The sequence below is a fragment of the Leptolyngbya sp. UWPOB_LEPTO1 genome, from assembly GCF_017302695.1.
GTDB classification, from domain to species: Bacteria; Cyanobacteriota; Cyanobacteriia; order Leptolyngbyales; family Leptolyngbyaceae; genus Leptolyngbya; species Leptolyngbya boryana.
The window spans coordinates 201435-218764 of the sequence record NZ_JAFLCJ010000005.1; the positions used below are offsets into that span (position 1 = coordinate 201435).

The following is a 17330-nucleotide window of genomic DNA, read 5'->3' on the forward strand; positions in this document are numbered from 1 at the left end:
TTGAATTCGGGGTGCTTAGCTGTTCTGAATGCTGAGCGGCTGAGATTGTTTGACAGGAGAAGGCGCGATCGATAAATCTGCATCCGTTTCCTCTATTTCTGCAAACGGATCTAACCACGGCAACCAAATCCGAAACGTACTGCCTTTATCTGGAACCGACCAGAACGACAACGTGCCCCCGTGCATTTCTGCTAATCGTTTTGTCAGCGCTAGTCCTAATCCTGTCCCTTCATGCTTGCGAGTCATGGAAGAATCAATCTGCTGAAAGGGTCTAAACAATAAATGCCAGCGATCTTTGGGAATGCCAATGCCGGAATCTTCGACTTCTAGACAAAGATAAGCGGTCTCTTGATTAATCGGACTGCGATCGGGACGAACATCTTGAACCAGTTGATAGCCATACCCAATCCGGGCAATCAGTGACACTGAGCCTCCCTCGGGCGTAAACTTCACGGCATTCGAGAGCAGATTAATCACCATCTGACGAACCCGCCGTTCATCAAGGGGAACACGATCGAGATCATCGCCCAGTTTCATTTCCAATTTCAGCCGCTTCATCTCGGCGCTCGGCTGCACCATTTTCAGACATTGCTCACACATTTCTCGAATGTTCACAGGTTGCAGACTCAGCTCTGCTTTGCCTGCTTCGATTTTGGCAATGTCTAATAAATCATTGATGATTTTCAGCAAATGAATTGCCGCATCATCTGCTTGCTGAAGAAACTCTAATTCTTCTTCACGATCGTCACAACAGCCATCGCGCACCAAGCGGACACAGCCAATAATTGCATTCAAAGGAGTTCGCAATTCGTGAGAGGTCGTTGCCAAAAACTCGCTTTTGACTTGGTTCGCTGCTTGCGCTTCTTGCCACGCTGCTTCTAACTCACTGGCTCGTTCTTCTAAACGCTCCACCATATTGTCGAGTGCTTCAGCGAGATAATTGAGTTCTCGAACCTTGAAATTCTTGGGGGCGCGCTCACCATCAAAACGCTGGCGGATTTTCAGTGCGTATTCGCTCAATTTCTCGATCGGACGAGCCAAATCGCGTGTGAGATAGAGGGTTGCTAATAAAATTGCAGTTAACAGACCTAGGGTAAGGATAATCAAAACCTGCTTGATATCCCCTAAGCCAAACAGCGCACTGTCAACCGAAGTTGCCGCGAGCACAACCCACGTCGAAGTCTCTCCATTCTTCAGCGACACCTGAATCGCACTGCTCCCGGCTAGCCACTCTGCACCGTTCTCTTCAAACAGGACAGGTGCAAGCGATTCGCGTTCATTTGAGGCGCGTGCTCCCACGGTACTGCTCGCCATTGCCTGTTCAAACACTCGTTGTAGCTGCTGAGAGTTTGCTTCTTGGCGAATATTCCGCCCGATCCGTTCAGGAATCGGATGCGCCAGAATCACGCCCGTATCATCAATGACAACGGTATAGCCCGATGAAATTGCATTCACTGCTGGCTCTGGTTTTGAGTAAAGCGATGCCTGCACGCTCAAGGCATAACGCTCTCCAGATTTGAGAACCACGGGCGCGCTCATGACTAAGCTCAATTGATGATCAACCGAAACTTCTGTGCCAACTTTAGCAGGCTGTCCAGGCGATACCTCAATATTGTTGGAATTGACCACATTGGCAGGAGTCTCTCTATTTTGCCAGGGATCTCGCGGAAACTGCACGATCGGTTGATTGCCACATGTACTGGACTGAACAGTTTGAGTTTTCAAGTTCAGCAGTTGGATACATTGCAGCGAGAGTGGGGAATTGCGCTGCAACTGCTCGAGAAAGTCATAGGTTGCTTGAGGAGAATCGAGTTGAAGTGTGGCAGACGTGGTTGCTAAAGCGAGATTCGATCGTAAAGTGGCGATCGAAGTTTGTAGTTCTTCTGCTTTGCGGACAGCGCTAGCTGTGAGGGTATACCGCGCTGTTTGAAGGAGTCCTGATTTTGCTTTCTTATACGCAACAACTTCGCCTGTCAATAGCACCGGAATACTAAGGAGTAACAAACGCCATAGCAGGATGCGACGAAACGAAGATTGACGTGACTTTGCCATAAGCCCTAGGACTGGATAGGGGACGAAGACAGGAAAGCGGCAGAGCAGAAGAGCGATGACAAGTTTCTAGAGCGATGAGCGGAGGCAAGGCAGAATTTTGCCGAAACGAGTAGTGAACGATCTTATCGGCATAGTTCGAGATGATTCATCCGCTATATGTACGATCTTGAGCGAATTCGCGCCAAAAATCATATTTTTACTTTAACGGCGATAGAGCGTTCTAACCAGTTTTGCTCGAATTTCTTCAAAATGGCAGTACCCGGGTGGGGGATACAATGCTGGCTGATATGCCAGATTTGAGCAAATCTATTACCCTGTATGAAGCTACTGAACTGTGGATATGGTTGAACAATTCCAGCCCCGAACCTCGATCGCTTGGATTAATAAAATTTCTGAAGTTCCGCAGCTTGCCTGGGATGCTCTGGCAATGCCGCTGAAAACGCCGTTCTTGGAGTGGGACTGGTTGCATACTCTGGAGACCTCGGGGAGTACTACGGCTCGATCTGGCTGGATGCCGAATCATTTAACAGTCTGGCGAGACAATGAATTGATTGCCGCCGCGCCGTTGTACATCAAAGGTCACAGTTACGGCGAGTTTGTTTTTGATCATCAGTGGGCGGATTTAGCCGATCGCTTAGGAGTTCAGTATTATCCCAAACTCTTAGGAATGTCGCCTTTTACCCCGGCTGAGGGGTATCGATTTTTGATCGCACCGGGAGAAGACGAGGACGAGATTACCGAAATGATGGTGAGCGCGATCGATCATTTCTGTTCGCGAAATCGGATCTCGGGCTGTAATTTTCTCTATGTTGATCCCGATTGGCGGGCAGTGATGGAACGTCACGGGTTTAGTTCTTGGCTGCATCACAGTTTTATTTGGTCGAATCAGAACTATCAATCGTTCGATGACTATCTAGGCGCATTTAATGCCAATCAACGCCGCAATATTAAGCGTGAGCGTAAAGCCGTGACGAATGCTGGCTTATCTTTTAAGATCCTGACCGGGGATGAAATCCCGAAGTCCATGTTCTCGCTGATGTACACCTTCTACAGTGATACTTGTGACAAGTTTGGCTGGTGGGGCAGTAAGTATTTAACCAAGAAATTCTTTGAGCAGCTTCATGCGAGCTACCGTCATCGCGTTGTGTTTTTTGCAGCTTATGCAGAAGGGGATGAGCATCCGATCGGGATGTCGTTTTGTCTGACCAAGGGCGATCGCTTATATGGTCGCTACTGGGGTTGTACTCAGGAAATTGATTGCTTACATTTCGATGCTTGCTATTACGCGCCGATCGAGTGGGGCATTCAAAATGGCATTCAACTGTTTGATCCAGGTGCGGGTGGACGGCATAAGAAGCGGCGAGGCTTTCCGGCAATGCCAAATCATTCGCTGCATCGGTTCTATAACAGTCGGCTGTCGCAGATTTTGCGATCGCACATTGAGCAGATTAATGATCTCGAACAACAAGAAATTGACGCGATTAATCAAGAATTGCCGTTTAAGCAACAAACAATCGACTTCAAAATTTAGAATGGATAAGCTGACACGGGTTGGACTCTCATGACTCAAGCGGTTTTTAATCCCACTGCTTTGGATGACAAGCTCTCGAATCGTTTTATTGAACTCGATCCGAGCGGCTATTTTTTGATTTATCTCGATCGATCTGGCGGGGTAATTTGCGCCGATTTTTACACGAATACCATTAACGAAAAAGGTTTAGCCTGCGATCCCGAGACGGGTGAACCGTTGCCCTGTAGCGGCGGTTTGAAGCGACAGCCGAGTGCAATTTTTCGGGGTCGGACGGCGAAAGAGTTGTGTATTGAAGTGTTTGAGAAGCCTGCAACTTGCTGTATTACTCGATTGGATCATGCAGCGTATTTGGGTCGGGAATTTGTACGAGCAGAATCCTGTTTGTTTGGGGATCAAGAGTACGTGCAAGATTAGAATCGGGTTCGGCTCCGCTAGTGCTGAAGTTGGTGAAGGGGAGCCGAAGTTTGCAACCTATAGGAATTCCTCGATCGCATGGGCTAACGCATCGATTTCTTCTTCGGTGGTGAAGTAATGCACACATGCCCGAACACAATTCGGATTCAGAATCACCCGCAGAAAGAAATTTCGCGCCTCTAAATATTGAACCAGTTGCGGATGCTTGCCATTCTCTAACTGAAATGAGACGAGTCCAGAAGCAGGAGCCGAGGTTTTGAGGCATTGCACACTCGGCAATGCTTTCAATCGTTGCCAGAGGTACGCACTGCGATCGCAGATCATTCCATATCTCGCTTCGGCAAAGGGTTGATGAAACGCGATCGCCTCTCTCAATGCTGGATAAAGTGGAATTGCAGAAGTGGCAATCTCAAAAACGCGACCATCGGGTTGAAAGCGAGTAGGCTGTCCACTCGCATCTGTAATCACACTGCGCCAGCCAATAAAGGTTGGATGTAAGGTTTCTCTTGCTTCAGGGCGAACGTATAAAGCACCAACTCCCGCCGCTCCACACCACCATTTATGACCAGTGAAGGCGTAGAAGTCTGCGTTTAATTCAGTGAGATTTAGGGGTAAAACGCCTACAGACTGTGCAGCATCGACGAGAACCTGTACCGATCGCGCATGACAAATTTCCACCATTTCTTGAAGTGGTAAAACTTGCCCCGTGTTCCAGAGAATGTGGCTTACGACGAAGAGACGAGTATTGGGTTGGAGAAACTGTTCGACGATCGCGCTTGGATCACCCGAATTCAAAGTCTCTAACAATGGACAGACTGAAACTTTTAAATCAAATCGTCTCTGAAGTTCTTGAACGGCTGCCACGATTCCTTGATGTTCGCAATCGGTGAGCAGAATGTGATCGCCTGCTTGCCAATCGATTCCCCACAGGGCAATATTACAGCCGACAGAGACATCTTCGGTGAGTGTGATTGTGTCTGCGGTTGTGCCGAGTTCTTTTGCGATCGCTGCTCGCGTCAAATTTCCTTCTTGCACAATCCAGGAATTCGCTGCACTGGAAAAAGGACCCAATTCCTGAAAGCGAATATTTGCATCTTGGAGGGCTGCAATTGCCGATCGCGGCATCGTTCCTTGTCCGCCGTAATTAAAATACGCTTTCCCAGCGAGATATGGAAATTCAGCCCGATGCTGTTGTAAAGACATAACGCAACTCTAAGCACTCTCTTCATCCTACGATGAAATATTCGTGACTCTTTGCGGATTGCGCTTGCTCCTCTAAGATAAGTATTTGCAGCACATTACACCTTAAACGCAATGGCAGAGACAATCTTCTTTAACGCCCTTCGGGAAGCGATCGACGAAGAAATGGCAAAAGACCCGACAGTATTGGTGATGGGAGAAGATGTCGGGCATTATGGCGGCTCCTATAAAGTCACCAAAGATTTGCATAAGAAGTACGGCGATTTGCGATTGTTAGATACCCCGATCGCCGAAAATAGCTTCACGGGTATGGCGATTGGTGCAGCAATGACTGGATTGCGTCCCATTATTGAAGGGATGAATATGGGATTTTTGCTGCTGGCGTTTAACCAGATTTCAAATAATGCGGGCATGTTGCGCTACACGTCTGGCGGGAATTTCAAAATTCCGGTTGTGATTCGCGGTCCCGGTGGAGTCGGAAGTCGGCTAGGTGCAGAACACTCTCAGCGATTAGAAGCCTATTTCCAAGCAGTTCCAGGTTTGAAAATTGTGACCTGCTCAACGCCATATAACGCGAAAGGATTACTCAAATCTGCCATTCGTGATGACAATCCTGTTCTCTTCTTTGAGCATGTTCTGCTGTACAACTTGAAAGAAGACTTGCCCAACGAAGAGTACTACTTGCCGCTCGATAAGGCAGAAATCGTTCGCAAAGGTAAAGATGTGACGATTCTGACCTATTCGCGGATGCGTCACCACGTGATGCAAGCGATGAAAACGTTGGAAAAAGAAGGCTATGACGCGGAAGTGATCGATTTGCTTTCACTGAAGCCCTTAGACTTTGAAACGATCGGTGAATCGATTCGGAAAACTCATCGTGTGATCATCGTTGAAGAATGTATGAGAACGGGCGGAATTGGAGCAGAGTTGACGGCTTCGATTAACGATCTCTTCTTTGATGAATTAGATGCTCCAGTGTTGCGGATGTCTTCACAAGATATTCCAACTCCTTACAACGGGACGCTGGAAGCGTTAACGATCGTGCAACCGCCGCAGATTGTGGAAGCAGTTCGGAATATGGTTCCGCTCAAGGTCTAGCAGGAAGGGTCAATCGATTGGAGAAACAGCGATCGATTGACCTTAAACTGATTCACCGATGTCAATCAAGTCAGCATCAATTTGGTGATTAAGAACGGGATCGCTCATACTAGACGGTAAATCCTGTTGATTCTGGGAAAGTCTATGTTGTCACAAGAACTAAAGGCACAAATCTTCAAGTTGCCGCCCAGCGATCGCCTTGCACTAATCTCTGCCATTATTGAATCTCTGCAAGATACTTCAGTACCCCAACCTGTCCGCTCTGGTGCAATCCAACGAATGAGAGGTTTGTTGAAAACAGACCAGCCTGCCCCAACTGATGAAGAAGTGGCAACGATGCTGGAAGAGCGACGGTTGGAGAAGTATCTTCAGTGAGAGTTTTGATTGATACCAATATTGTTCTAGACTTTCTGCTACAACGAGAGCCTTTTTCCCAAGATGCAGAATTGCTATTTCAGGCGATCGATGTAGGAGAGGTTATCGGATACGTTACAGCGACAACCTTAACGGATATTTTTTACATCTCACGTAGGCACACCCGAAGTATTGAGCAAGCGCGGCAAGCAGTCTCAGAAACACTGACTGCCATGATGGTTTGTCCGGTCGATCGTGTCGTTCTAGACTCAGCTTTCAACTCTGGTGTGCTTGATTTTGAAGATGCTGTGCAAATTTTTAGTGCGGTTGCTCAAGGATTGGCAGCAATTGTGACCCGTGATGTTCAAGGGTTTTTGAATTCCCCTATACCCGTGTTATCCATTCAAGAATTGTTGCAGCAAGTCAGGCAGCAAAATGGTGATTAGGGTGCGATCGAATTGTCAGCTTGTTGCAAATGTTCTAACCCCGGAGCAAATTTCTTAGCGGCTTCGTAAGGCTATTTTTATTACTCGAACCGTATCGAATGCAACGTCCTGCATAGAAAGCGCTATCATAACCTTTGTCATAACGGGATTTGCTATGGGACGGCAACGAGGATTATTAATACTCATTTTGGTGATGGTGCTTGCCTCCATTTACATCATTGTGGATGAGCGGCACTTTCCAACACTATTAGGATTGGACTTACGCGGCGGTTCGCAAATTACGATTCAGGTTAAACCCACCGCAGAGATCAAAAACATTACATCCGAACAGCTTGGAGATGTCCAGCGCGTCATCGAAGGGCGGATTAATGGACTCGGCGTATCAGAGCCGCTCGTACAAACAGCAGGCGAAAATCAGATTCTTGTCCAGTTGCCGGGAGTCAGCGATCCCGAACAGGCAGAACGAGTGCTCGGCGGAACCGCTCAACTCGATTTTCGGGCGCAGAAACCTGGAACAGAACAGCAACTCCCGATCGAATATCAAATTCGCCGAGAATTGCTCGCCAAACAAAAAGAACTGCGAAAATCGAACGATGAAAAAGCGATCGCCGAAAATCAAGCCGCTCTCAAGCGTAGCAATGACGCGATCGCCGCTTTATTTGACTCACCTGCATTAGGCGGTAGAAACTTACAGAATGCTCAGCCCGAATCTTCCCCCGGTTCAAGTGCTTTCAGTGTCGCACTGAGATTTGATCAAGAAGGCGGCGATAAATTTGCCCAACTCACCAAAAGCTTGGCAGGAACAGGTCGCTCTCTCGGAATTTTCTTAGACAACGGCTTAATTAGCTTTCCTAGCGTCGGTGCAGAATTTGCACAGACTGGCATCACAGGTGGAGGTGCAGTCATTACCGGAAACTTTACAGCCCAAGAAGCGACAGACTTAGCTGTACAGTTGCGAGGCGGCTCACTCCCGCTCCCCGTTGAAGTCGTCGAAAATCGGACAGTCGGTGCAACCTTGGGACGCGATAGTATTCAGAGCAGTATCTACGCTGGACTGGGTGGATTGCTGTTTGTATTAGGCTTCATGGTCGTCTATTATCGGCTCCCTGGCGTGATTTCAGCAATCTCGCTCGTTATCTATGCGCTCCTCACTTATGCCGGATTCAAACTCTTAGGCGTAACGCTGACCTTGCCTGGAATCGCTGGATTTATTCTCAGTATTGGCATGGCAGTCGATGCGAATATTCTGATCTTTGAACGGACTCGTGAAGAATTGCAGTCTGGTAAAACCCTGTATCGATCGGTTGAGTCTGGATTCTTCCGTGCCTTTTCCAGCATTCTCGATAGTAATGTGACCACCGCGATCGCGTGTCTTGCTCTGATTTTTCTCGGCTCTGGGCTAGTTCGTGGATTCGGAGTTACACTTCTGCTCGGTGTCGCCATTAGTATGTTTACGGCTGTGACTTGTAGCCGCACCCTCCTGCTGTATGCCTTGACCTTTGCCGGATTACGCAAGCCTGAATGGTACAGCCCCAACGTTCCCAAAGCTAATCAATCGATCTCGGAGACCGCTTCATGAAACTGAATGTCATTCGCCAGCGAGGACTGTGGTGGGCGATTTCTGCAATCTGTATCCTCGCAAGCATTATTGCAATGCTGATGCTCCAAACTCAAATCGGCACATCCTTACGTCCGGGACTCGACTTTAAAGGTGGAACGCGTCTGCAACTAGAACTCGATTGCAGCCAGCCTGGAAATTGTGATAAGCCCATCAGCCTCGACGCAATTCGTGAAGTGTTGAAGACTGAGAATTTAGGCGACTCGAGCCTTCAACTTGTCGGTCAGGATCAGCGAGCAGTGTTGATTCGGACGAATACATTAAGCGTGGATCAGCGCACCAAACTGCAAGCAGAACTGCAATCGAAAATTGGCAAATTTGATGCGGCGAAAACGCAGATTGATACTGTCGGTCCGACGATCGGGAAACAGCTCTTTCAATCTGCACTCTTGGCGCTGATTGTTTCCTTTGCAGGCATCACGTTCTACATGACAATTCGCTTTGAGTTGGACTATGCGATTTTTGCAATTCTCGCGCTTTTCCACGATGTGCTGATCACCGTTGGTTTCTTCGCAATTCTGGGGTTAACGCCTTTGAGAACCGAAGTCGATAGCTTGTTCGTTGTGGCGCTACTGACGATCGTGGGTTTCTCGGTCAACGATACGGTTGTCATCTACGATCGTATTCGCGAGACGATTCAACTTAACCCAGGTCAGCATATCAATGAGATTGTCGATGATGCAGTCAATCAGACCTTAACGCGATCGATCAACACAACTTTGACGGTGTTATTGACGTTATTTGCGCTGTTTTTCTTCGGAGGCGAAACGCTGAAGAATTTTGCATTGGCGTTGATTATCGGATTTGCTATGGGAGCGTATTCAAGTATCTTTATCGCGAGTACACTATTGGCACTGTGGCGTGAGAAGCGGGGTCGAGCCTTTGCCCCGGTGAAAACGGCAGCAGTAGAAGCCGAGTAACGATAAAGTATGACACCTCCAGATTTCATTGACCCGAATGCACCCAAACTTGACCCCAAATTTCAAGCCGCTGTGCAACGCCTGCATCAATTGACAGTATTGGGGCGGTGGCTGACCCTCATCGGACTGTGGTTGACGATCGGGGCGCTGAGTCTCTGGGGGTTACGCTATCCAATTTCGCTGATGCAAGATTACTTTACCTGGGCAGCGTTGCGGCATGGGTTAGCGAACAATTTGGTTGCTTCACTTGGCTTAGGGTTGTGTATTGGACTAACGGTGAGTGTCCTGGTTTGGCAGAGCCGAAATATTCTGTTTGGTCTGCCCAAACCTGAGCAGGAAAGACTGGAACGAATGGTGTTCAAGATTTGGCAACAGGGTGAAAGTCATCCGCTCTGGAAGTGGATTCAGCCCAAATCATCTGGCAGAAGTTGAAGTGCAGAAAACCCGCTACGCTAGATGAGTGAATTCTAGAAAGCGATATGCAAAATTCTGAGCGCAATTCTCCCGCTGCACCGCTGCTTCAGAGTGCAACCTTGATCTCAATTCTCGCGGCGATCGTGATTAATGCGTTTTCCAATGTGTTTCCGCTGAGAGGCTTGAATATTGGAGCGATCGCAAATCAGGTTTTAGGCGGAGTTTTGATCACGCCAGCGAATTATGCGTTTGCGATTTGGGGTGTGATTTACCTAGGTTTAGTCAGCTTTGGTATTTATCAAGTGCTTCCGGCTCAGCGTCATAATCCCCGGTTATTGAAATTACGCGCTCCGATCATTTGGGCATCGATTTTTCAGATTGTTTGGGTGTATTTATTTCAACTGCAACAGTTCTGGTGGTCTGTTGTCTTCATGTTGGGGATTTTGTTGAATTTGATTGCTGCGTATTGGTGGTCAAGATTTCAAAATACTCGGATTTCACGTGAAGATAAATGGTTGGCTCAGATTCCAATTCGGATTTATCTAGGCTGGATTAGTGTTGCAACGATCGTGAATGTTGCCTCTGCTTTATACGCTTCTCAGTGGAATGGTTTTGGCATTGCGCCGAGTGTGTGGACAGTGTTGATGCTATTGATTGCAGCGGCGATAACGGGTGTGATCATTCTGCAATATCGAGATGTGGCTTTTACGGGTGTAATCGTGTGGGCATTTGTTGCAGTTGCGCTGCGGCAATCTACTCAGCCTGCGATCGCGATTACTGCGCTTGGTTGCGCGATCGCGCTTTTAGTGTTGCTGTTGTTGAGAGTGTCGAAGAGGCAGACAACCTCGCTGCGGGGATGAATTCTAATTGATTGGGTATGCGATCGCGAAAGTTTCTGTAATTTCTCTAGATCATCCGTGTAGAAGCGCGATCGCAGTGTATCAATGAGAGAAAGCCTCCTATTGATACCTTATGACGATCGATCCTATCTCGCAGGCAGTGATTACGAATCTGATCAAACTTGCGATCGAGGCAGGTTGGAAACAAGCTGGCAACCAAATTGATAAGAAAATCCAGCAGCAAGTGGGTCATGCGATCGAAGAGTATGTCCGAACGTATGAAAAGCGACACTGTACGCTGAAATATGATTGTCTGCGGATGGATAATTCGCTGACTTTGGAAGAGATCTATACTGATGTCCAGGTTTTGAATACCCGTGAGAGCCGTCGGTTTGAAAGTCCTGAAGCGTTGAAAGAATTGTTTCTAGAGACTGGGCGCGGATTTATCTTTGAGAAAACGACTCGGCAAGAAGGCATTGCAGTCGCGAATCTTGAGCCTCGATTGATGGTGCTAGGAAGTCCGGGGATTGGCAAATCGACTTTTCTGAGGAAGGTTGGACTCGAAGCGCTGAAGTGGGAAACGGCAAGGTATCGGCATGAATTGATTCCGGTATTTATCGAGTTAAAGCAGTTTGGGGATCAACATAGTGAGATTGAAAAGCTAATTGCTGAAGAGTTTGAGACTTGCGGTTTTCCCAATGCGGACGTGTTTACACAGAATCTTTTGAAGGCAGGGAAGCTTTTGATTTTGCTGGATGGTTTGGATGAAGTGCCGACCGTTTATGTCGATCGAGCAATCAGCCAAATTGAAACATTCGTCGATAAGTATGACAAAAACCGCTTCATCGCTTCCTGTCGAATTGCTGCATATAAAGGGGGATTTCGGCGCTTCAAAGATGTGACGATGGCGAACTTTAATGATTCGCAGATGCAGACTTTTGTGCGGCAGTGGTTTCGACGAGAGCCGAAAGTGGCAGAGCAGTATTGGCAATTACTCGATAGTTCAGAGTACAAAGCAGTCAAAGAACTCGGTCAAACGCCTTTGCTCTTGACCTTGCTTTGTGCCGTTTATGACGAATCGCAGAGCTTACCGAAGCGAAGATCAGCGCTGTATGGTGAAGCATTGGAGGTTTGGCTGAAGAAATGGGCAGCAGAACGACGAGTTCATCGCGATCCGATCTATCAAGAACTGAACCTTCAGCTAGAACAAGTTTTACTATCCGAGATTGCTCATCAAAGTTTTGCCGAAGATCAGCTATTTTTCTCAAAACGAGAACTGACTGATCAGATTCGAGCTTTTCTCGTGGGCAATCTGAATGCACCAAAGCATCTTGATGCAGAACAGGTACTGTATGCAATTCAAGTACAGCAAGGGATTTTAGTAGAACGAGCGAGTGACACCTATTCATTCTCGCATCTAACTTTTCAGGAGTATCTCACTGCTCAATACATTGTGGATGAGCAGCAATTGGAAACTCTGGTTACGAATCATTTGACGGATAGACGCTGGCGTGAGGTTTTCTTTCTGGTGTCAGGTCTGATGAGAAATGCAGATGCCCTTCTAACCCTAATGGAGTCCAAAGCACAAGCATTAATCCATACGGAGAAGCTTAAAGGGTTGATCAAATGGACGGATACGATAACGGCTGGATCAGAAGGTGGTTTCAAGCCAGCAGCTAAGAGAAGCGTTGCTCTTTTCTATGCCCGCGCCCTCGACCTCGACCTCGACCTCGACCTCGACCTCGACCTCGCCCGCGCCCGCGCCCTCGACCTCGCCCGCGACCTCGCCCTCGCCCGCGACCTCGACTTCGCCCGCGACCGCGCCCTCGCCCTCGCCCGCGACCTCGCCCTCGCCCTCGACCTCGACCTCGACCTCGACCTCGACCTCGACCTCGCCCTCGCCCGCGACCTCGCCCTCGCCCGCGACCGCGCCCTCGCCCTCGCTAAAATCTTTACCTCTGTTGATTTCCAAGCTTTGATCAGTCAATTGGAAGCAATGAGAGAATCTATTCCAAATGATGATGCACCTGTTGAAGTGCGACGAGATTTTGCCGATCGTATCCGACAAACCTGGTACACCGCTCTCCATATCAATCCTGAATGGCTCGAATTATCAAGAGACGAACTGCAATCCCTCGAAAACTACCTCTACGCCAACGAACTGATGATTCGCTGCAAAGAAGCTGCCTTGCGAGTGTCGCCTCAGGTGTGGGACGCGATCGAATCTCGAATGCTCACTGTCCAGGATGAATAGAAAACGGTGATCGTCGTTAAAATGAGAAAACCCCGTGAGACACTCAATCATGACTCACACTGACATTCGCCAAAGAGCGATCGAACTCATTCAACAATTGCCACCCGAACGGCTCAATGATGTTGTTCACTGGCTCGAATCGCTCAGTTCAACTGATGAAACAGCACTCATCGAACTCATTCAACGTCGCCTCCCTCCACACGAGCAGCAACGACTCAATGAATTACGCGATCGCAGCGAACAAGCTCCACTCACTGAAACCGAGCAACAAGAATACATCACTTACGCTGATCGCCTAGAACAGCAGAACGTCGATCGACTAGAAGCTCTCATCAAACTTGCCAAACTTAGGAACATTGATGTCCCAACCCTAAATCAACAATTTTGTGTAGAGCCTTATGCCTCCTGAGTCTGAACGGGTTTCCGCTGCCTTGGTGCTATGAATCCACGTCGTTTATTGATAAAAATTAGACTTCATCTACCTTGCAATCAAAATCCTGAAAGCTCACTTTTTTAAAGACTGCGATCGAATCCCGAATGCTGACCGTAAGCGATAATGAAATCAACTTGTAAAACGTGATCGTTTGTTTCCATGCTTGCCAAACCTGTATAAGTAATTTATTCACAAGAGCGAGATCGAAAGTTATTTATCTTAGATAAAACAATGCAAATTACGATCGAGATTCCTGACATCCTGGGAAATCAGCTACAAACCAACCCAGGAAATTTAGAGCGAAAGATGCTCGAACTTTGCGTTATTGAAGCTTATCGAAACGCATGGATTAGCTCAGGCAAAGCGAGAGAACTCCTTGGATTTTCAACGCGGTTGGAACTTGATGCTTTCTTCAAGCAGCGAGCTGTTGATCTCAATTACGATCTGTCTGATTTAAAGAAGGATCTAGACACGCTAGAAACCCTTCAATCAGAAGGTAATCTAGCTACACCATGATCGTTATCTCTGACACTTCCCCTCTTTGCTATCTCTTACTGATTGAGTTGATTGACTTACTTCCAGAGTTGTACGATCGCATCGTAATTCCCGAAATAATTCGAGATGAATTAGCCGCCCCCAAATCTCCTGCAATTGTTCAAGCCTGGATCGCCCAACCTCCAAGCTGGTTAGAAATCAGAGCAGTTACAACCTCAAACACTCTGTCCGCTGATGCACTTGACCCAGGAGAACGAGACGCGATCGTATTAGCTGAAGAACTGAAAGCCGACTTAATTCTCCTCGACGATCAAGCTGCAAGAGCGGTTGCGACACAAAGGGGCTTAGCGATCGTCGGAGTTTTAGGCATCTTAGTCAAAGCAGGTCAACAAGGAAAAATTGATTTTCCAACTGCAATTGCTCGACTTCAACAAACGACCTTCCGTGTCTCTGCGAGTCTAATCCAAACATTAATCGATCAATTTGAACAGCTTTAAACCATGGCTCTCAGAGAAAGGCAACTGCAACAAATCCCGATTGTTCGTTGGACGAATTGAAACCATCAATTTCTTCAAGAATTTGCCGAAGACTTTCAAATGCGATATCGAATCGCCCAGATTAAGAATTCGCCAGATGAACACCGCATTGGCTTAATTTTGTCACCCACAACTCTAAGTCCGGATCAGGAACTGCCGATCTCATTTGATGTCTTATTTCTTCCGCTTGCGATCGCGATTCTGCCAAAGCAAATACCGTCGATCCCGACCCAGACATCATCGTTCCAATCGGATTGAACTTTGCAAACTGATCCCGAAGCTGTTGAATTTTCTCAAATTCTGGTAACACCACTAATTCCAAATCGTTGTACAAGTGTTGTCCGATTTGTTTGAAATCGTGATGAGCGATCGCATTAAGCATTTCTCTCGATCGCGCTTTCTTCGCTTCAATCTCTGACGGCGATTTTGGATAAGCGTCACCAAACTTTTGCCGATAAGTTTTATACGCCCAAGGAGTCGAAACAGGCAGATCCCGATATTTTGCTAAAACAACATAGAGATGATCCAAACTGGTCAGCGGTGCAAGCTGTTCTCCTCGTCCTGTTGCCAAGGCTGTCCCGCCTGAAATGCAGAATGGAATATCCGATCCGAGTCTGGCGCTAAGTTCTTGCAGTTCCCACTGCGTTAACCCCAAATTCCACATCAGATCAATTCCAACCAAGACCGCAGCCGCATTACTCGATCCACCTGCCAAGCCTGCCCCCATCGGAATCCGCTTCTGCAAATCAATTTCCACACCGCCAAATCGAGCAGCCATTTCAGGAAATTCTTGCATCATCAATTCTGCGGCTCGGTATGCCAAATTCGTGTGATCGACCGGAACTGCCGGATTATCGCAGTGAACCCGAATTTGATCCGTGCCGATCGCGCGAACCGTGACTAAATCCGCCAGTTCAATGCTTTGCAGCACCATGACGAGTTCATGGAAGCCATCGGGGCGATCGCCCACAATTTGCAGATAGAGATTAATTTTAGCGGGAGCAACAAGAGAATACGATCGCATAAGATTCGCTGAGTCAGACCTATACCATTATCGGGATTGTAGGGACACCTTCATACCAATAATTTTTTACGGGTGTTTCCGTAAACTCTCCCAAACAGTTGAAAACAGAAGCAATCGCAACAGCAGTCATCTTGATTTACGTAGAACAATGAAAACAACATTCCTGAAAAAAGTGCTTGGTCTATTTGGATTCGCAGTGATTGGACTAATGGTTGCCGTAACGTCAGGGTATGCCCAAGATCTGCCCATGGTTGGATTTCTCTTTTCAGGTCGAAGTGTTGGCAATACTGGTCAAGCAACCGTTCCCCTCGTGGGAATTCGCTACACAGGTGAATGTCCCGGCGAACAAGTGGCTTCTGCGCGATCGCGATTTTACTCGAAGACGACTCGCCCTGCTCCAGAACTTCGGGCAGTCATTAGAAATGTGACGTTTGGATTTCCGGGAGAGACGAAACCGTTTACCGATCGAGAATATTTCAACGGAGATGTTTCAGAAGATTTTGATATCCGATTTGGGGATGAGCATAAAGGTCGATTTCTAGCTGTGCGCCCTGGAGAAAATCAGTTTGAATACGAAATCAAACGGGGAAATCAGGTACTTGAATCAGGCGGGTTTACAGCCTCATTTGAAGAAAGAACGATCGAGCAAAATCGCAGCGCTCGAAACGTTTGGCGCGAGAAGAAATACTGCCGAAGATATGACAAGAAAAAGAAACGTTGCATCGATGAAGATGTGCACGGTTACTATGAGCGCACGTGTGGGCAGTAAATCATTAAGTGAGATCAATTTACGAGTGAGTTGTATTTTGGCTTCGCTCAACATGAGAGATCTGCTATCAAATTTCTTGCCAGGTTGAGCGAAATTCAAGCCGTTCGCTAGGGACAAATATCAACGAACAAAGGCATTGCTCAATGTCACCCATTCTTCCACGCTCAAATCTTCGGCTCTTGCTTGAGGATTGAGATTCAAACGCTCAAGCAATTGATTCAACTCTTCAACCTCAATTAAGCTCTTCAAATTGTTCCGCAGCATTTTCCGCCGACTTGCAAATCCTAGTTTCACAAGCGTCTCTAATTTTCTCGGATCATTTGCAGGAAGCTCGATCGCTCTTGGCTTCAGACGAATCACTGCCGAATCGACTTTCGGAGGAGGTGAAAATGCCTTTGCTGGCACATCACAGATAAATTCTGCATCTGCCAAATACTGCACCCGAATCGATAATGCTCCGTAATGACTCGAATTGGGATTCCCGCAAATTCTCAACGCAACTTCTTTTTGAAGCAGCAAGACAATCGATTCAAAAGGCTGTGGATTCGGGGCTGCGATCGTACCTAGCAACTTTTCGAGAATTGGACCTGTAATGTTATACGGAATATTAGCAACGACTTTTCGAGGCTGCTGAAATGCTGGAAAAGGCTCTAATAATTCATCAATATCGAGCGTGAGAAAATCGCCTTGAAGTAATACAAAATTCTCAAATTGCCCAAACTTTTGCACTAAAATCGGGCACAAATCTCGATCAATTTCAACCGCAACAACTGCCTGAGCTTGTGACAATAATTGCCGCGTTAAAATCCCCGTTCCTGGTCCAATTTCTAAAACGCGATCGCTTTCGTTCAATTCAGCGGCACTGACAATTTTGGCTAAAGCTTTCTCACTCTTTAGCCAATGTTGCCCAAACTGTTTTCTCGCTTTTGGCAC

At 47.3% G+C, this 17330-nt stretch carries 18 protein-coding genes; 14 read left to right on the top strand and 4 right to left on the bottom strand.

Annotated elements, in window-relative coordinates:
* Nucleotides 1-15: 15 nt before the first annotated feature.
* The gene (locus tag J0L70_RS10275; RefSeq protein ID WP_287454381.1) at nt 16-2052 is read right to left on the bottom strand and encodes a sensor histidine kinase; all 2037 of its coding nucleotides are present in this window, start codon (nt 2050-2052) and stop codon (nt 16-18) included.
* A gap of 340 nt (nt 2053-2392) precedes the next feature.
* On the opposite strand from J0L70_RS10275, the gene J0L70_RS10280 reads away from it, so the two are divergent.
* Together J0L70_RS10280 and J0L70_RS10285 are read left to right on the top strand one after the other, a co-directional pair.
* Nucleotides 2393-3583, top strand: a complete 1191-nt coding sequence (locus tag J0L70_RS10280) for a GNAT family N-acetyltransferase (protein WP_287454383.1) — start codon at nt 2393-2395, stop codon at nt 3581-3583.
* A 30-nt stretch (nt 3584-3613) separates the two neighbouring features.
* Nucleotides 3614-3997, top strand: coding sequence for a DUF4346 domain-containing protein (locus J0L70_RS10285; RefSeq protein ID WP_287454385.1), 384 nt, complete (start codon nt 3614-3616; stop codon nt 3995-3997).
* A 57-nt stretch (nt 3998-4054) separates the two neighbouring features.
* Here the strand turns inward: J0L70_RS10285 and J0L70_RS10290 are convergent, their stop codons facing one another.
* Entirely contained in the window at nt 4055-5200 is a 1146-nt protein-coding gene (locus tag J0L70_RS10290; RefSeq protein ID WP_287454386.1) for an aminotransferase class V-fold PLP-dependent enzyme, read from the bottom strand.
* Between the two features lie 111 nt (nt 5201-5311).
* Between J0L70_RS10290 and J0L70_RS10295 the strand changes: the two genes are divergently transcribed.
* From J0L70_RS10295 to J0L70_RS10345, 11 genes are all read left to right on the top strand, one after another.
* Entirely contained in the window at nt 5312-6295 is a 984-nt protein-coding gene (locus tag J0L70_RS10295) for an alpha-ketoacid dehydrogenase subunit beta (RefSeq protein WP_017286372.1), read from the top strand.
* Nucleotides 6296-6439: 144 nt separating this feature from the next.
* Nucleotides 6440-6670 carry a hypothetical protein gene (locus J0L70_RS10300; protein WP_190647153.1) on the top strand — a complete coding sequence of 77 codons (231 nt, stop codon included), beginning with the start codon at nt 6440-6442 and terminating at the stop codon, nt 6668-6670.
* A complete protein-coding gene (locus tag J0L70_RS10305) occupies nt 6667-7095 on the top strand; it encodes a type II toxin-antitoxin system VapC family toxin (protein ID WP_190647154.1) in 429 nt (142 codons plus the stop codon). The genes J0L70_RS10300 and J0L70_RS10305 overlap by 4 nt, the downstream gene beginning before the upstream one ends.
* 154 nt (nt 7096-7249) lie before the next feature.
* Nucleotides 7250-8674 carry a protein translocase subunit SecD gene (gene secD, locus J0L70_RS10310; RefSeq protein WP_287454387.1) on the top strand — a complete coding sequence of 475 codons (1425 nt, stop codon included), beginning with the start codon at nt 7250-7252 and terminating at the stop codon, nt 8672-8674.
* A complete protein-coding gene (gene secF, locus J0L70_RS10315; RefSeq protein ID WP_287454389.1) occupies nt 8671-9633 on the top strand; it encodes a protein translocase subunit SecF in 963 nt (320 codons plus the stop codon). Before secD ends, secF begins: the two co-directional genes overlap by 4 nt.
* Nucleotides 9634-9642: 9 nt before the next feature.
* Entirely contained in the window at nt 9643-10065 is a 423-nt protein-coding gene (locus J0L70_RS10320; protein WP_287454391.1) for a hypothetical protein, read from the top strand.
* Between the two features lie 47 nt (nt 10066-10112).
* Nucleotides 10113-10907, top strand: coding sequence for a TspO-related membrane protein (locus J0L70_RS10325; RefSeq protein WP_287454392.1), 795 nt, complete (start codon nt 10113-10115; stop codon nt 10905-10907).
* Between the two features lie 112 nt (nt 10908-11019).
* Complete coding sequence (locus tag J0L70_RS10330; protein WP_287454394.1) at nt 11020-13140, top strand: NACHT domain-containing protein; 2121 nt, start codon at nt 11020-11022, stop codon at nt 13138-13140.
* A gap of 49 nt (nt 13141-13189) precedes the next feature.
* A complete protein-coding gene (locus J0L70_RS10335) occupies nt 13190-13549 on the top strand; it encodes a hypothetical protein (protein ID WP_287454396.1) in 360 nt (119 codons plus the stop codon).
* Nucleotides 13550-13804: 255 nt separating this feature from the next.
* Entirely contained in the window at nt 13805-14089 is a 285-nt protein-coding gene (locus J0L70_RS10340; protein ID WP_017286382.1) for a UPF0175 family protein, read from the top strand.
* A complete protein-coding gene (locus J0L70_RS10345; RefSeq protein ID WP_287454397.1) occupies nt 14086-14565 on the top strand; it encodes a PIN domain-containing protein in 480 nt (159 codons plus the stop codon). Before J0L70_RS10340 ends, J0L70_RS10345 begins: the two co-directional genes overlap by 4 nt.
* A 121-nt stretch (nt 14566-14686) precedes the next feature.
* Here the strand turns inward: J0L70_RS10345 and ispE are convergent, their stop codons facing one another.
* Nucleotides 14687-15628 carry a 4-(cytidine 5'-diphospho)-2-C-methyl-D-erythritol kinase gene (gene ispE, locus J0L70_RS10350; RefSeq protein ID WP_287454398.1) on the bottom strand — a complete coding sequence of 314 codons (942 nt, stop codon included), beginning with the start codon at nt 15626-15628 and terminating at the stop codon, nt 14687-14689.
* A gap of 148 nt (nt 15629-15776) precedes the next feature.
* Here ispE and J0L70_RS10355 point away from each other — a divergent pair, with 148 nt between their 5' ends.
* Nucleotides 15777-16397, top strand: a complete 621-nt coding sequence (locus J0L70_RS10355; RefSeq protein WP_017286385.1) for a hypothetical protein — start codon at nt 15777-15779, stop codon at nt 16395-16397.
* A 120-nt stretch (nt 16398-16517) separates the two neighbouring features.
* On the opposite strand, the gene rsmA is transcribed toward J0L70_RS10355, so the two are convergent.
* Nucleotides 16518-17330: a 16S rRNA (adenine(1518)-N(6)/adenine(1519)-N(6))-dimethyltransferase RsmA gene (gene rsmA / locus J0L70_RS10360; protein WP_268183383.1), complete on the bottom strand. Its 813-nt coding sequence runs from the start codon at nt 17328-17330 to the stop codon at nt 16518-16520.

Bases quoted from the DNA above. Each gene is read 5' to 3' on its own strand.
- J0L70_RS10275 (WP_287454381.1), bottom strand. From the start codon at position 2,052: ATGGCAAAGTCACGTCAATCTTCGTTTCGTCGCATCCTGCTATGGCGT.
- J0L70_RS10280 (WP_287454383.1), top strand. From the start codon at position 2,393: ATGGTTGAACAATTCCAGCCCCGAACCTCGATCGCTTGGATTAATAAA.
- J0L70_RS10285 (WP_287454385.1), top strand. From the start codon at position 3,614: ATGACTCAAGCGGTTTTTAATCCCACTGCTTTGGATGACAAGCTCTCG.
- J0L70_RS10290 (WP_287454386.1), bottom strand. From the start codon at position 5,200: ATGTCTTTACAACAGCATCGGGCTGAATTTCCATATCTCGCTGGGAAA.
- J0L70_RS10295 (WP_017286372.1), top strand. From the start codon at position 5,312: ATGGCAGAGACAATCTTCTTTAACGCCCTTCGGGAAGCGATCGACGAA.
- J0L70_RS10300 (WP_190647153.1), top strand. From the start codon at position 6,440: ATGTTGTCACAAGAACTAAAGGCACAAATCTTCAAGTTGCCGCCCAGC.
- secD (WP_287454387.1), top strand. From the start codon at position 7,250: ATGGGACGGCAACGAGGATTATTAATACTCATTTTGGTGATGGTGCTT.
- secF (WP_287454389.1), top strand. From the start codon at position 8,671: ATGAAACTGAATGTCATTCGCCAGCGAGGACTGTGGTGGGCGATTTCT.
- J0L70_RS10320 (WP_287454391.1), top strand. From the start codon at position 9,643: ATGACACCTCCAGATTTCATTGACCCGAATGCACCCAAACTTGACCCC.
- J0L70_RS10325 (WP_287454392.1), top strand. From the start codon at position 10,113: ATGCAAAATTCTGAGCGCAATTCTCCCGCTGCACCGCTGCTTCAGAGT.
- J0L70_RS10330 (WP_287454394.1), top strand. From the start codon at position 11,020: ATGACGATCGATCCTATCTCGCAGGCAGTGATTACGAATCTGATCAAA.
- J0L70_RS10335 (WP_287454396.1), top strand. From the start codon at position 13,190: ATGACTCACACTGACATTCGCCAAAGAGCGATCGAACTCATTCAACAA.
- J0L70_RS10340 (WP_017286382.1), top strand. From the start codon at position 13,805: ATGCAAATTACGATCGAGATTCCTGACATCCTGGGAAATCAGCTACAA.
- J0L70_RS10345 (WP_287454397.1), top strand. From the start codon at position 14,086: ATGATCGTTATCTCTGACACTTCCCCTCTTTGCTATCTCTTACTGATT.
- ispE (WP_287454398.1), bottom strand. From the start codon at position 15,628: ATGCGATCGTATTCTCTTGTTGCTCCCGCTAAAATTAATCTCTATCTG.
- J0L70_RS10355 (WP_017286385.1), top strand. From the start codon at position 15,777: ATGAAAACAACATTCCTGAAAAAAGTGCTTGGTCTATTTGGATTCGCA.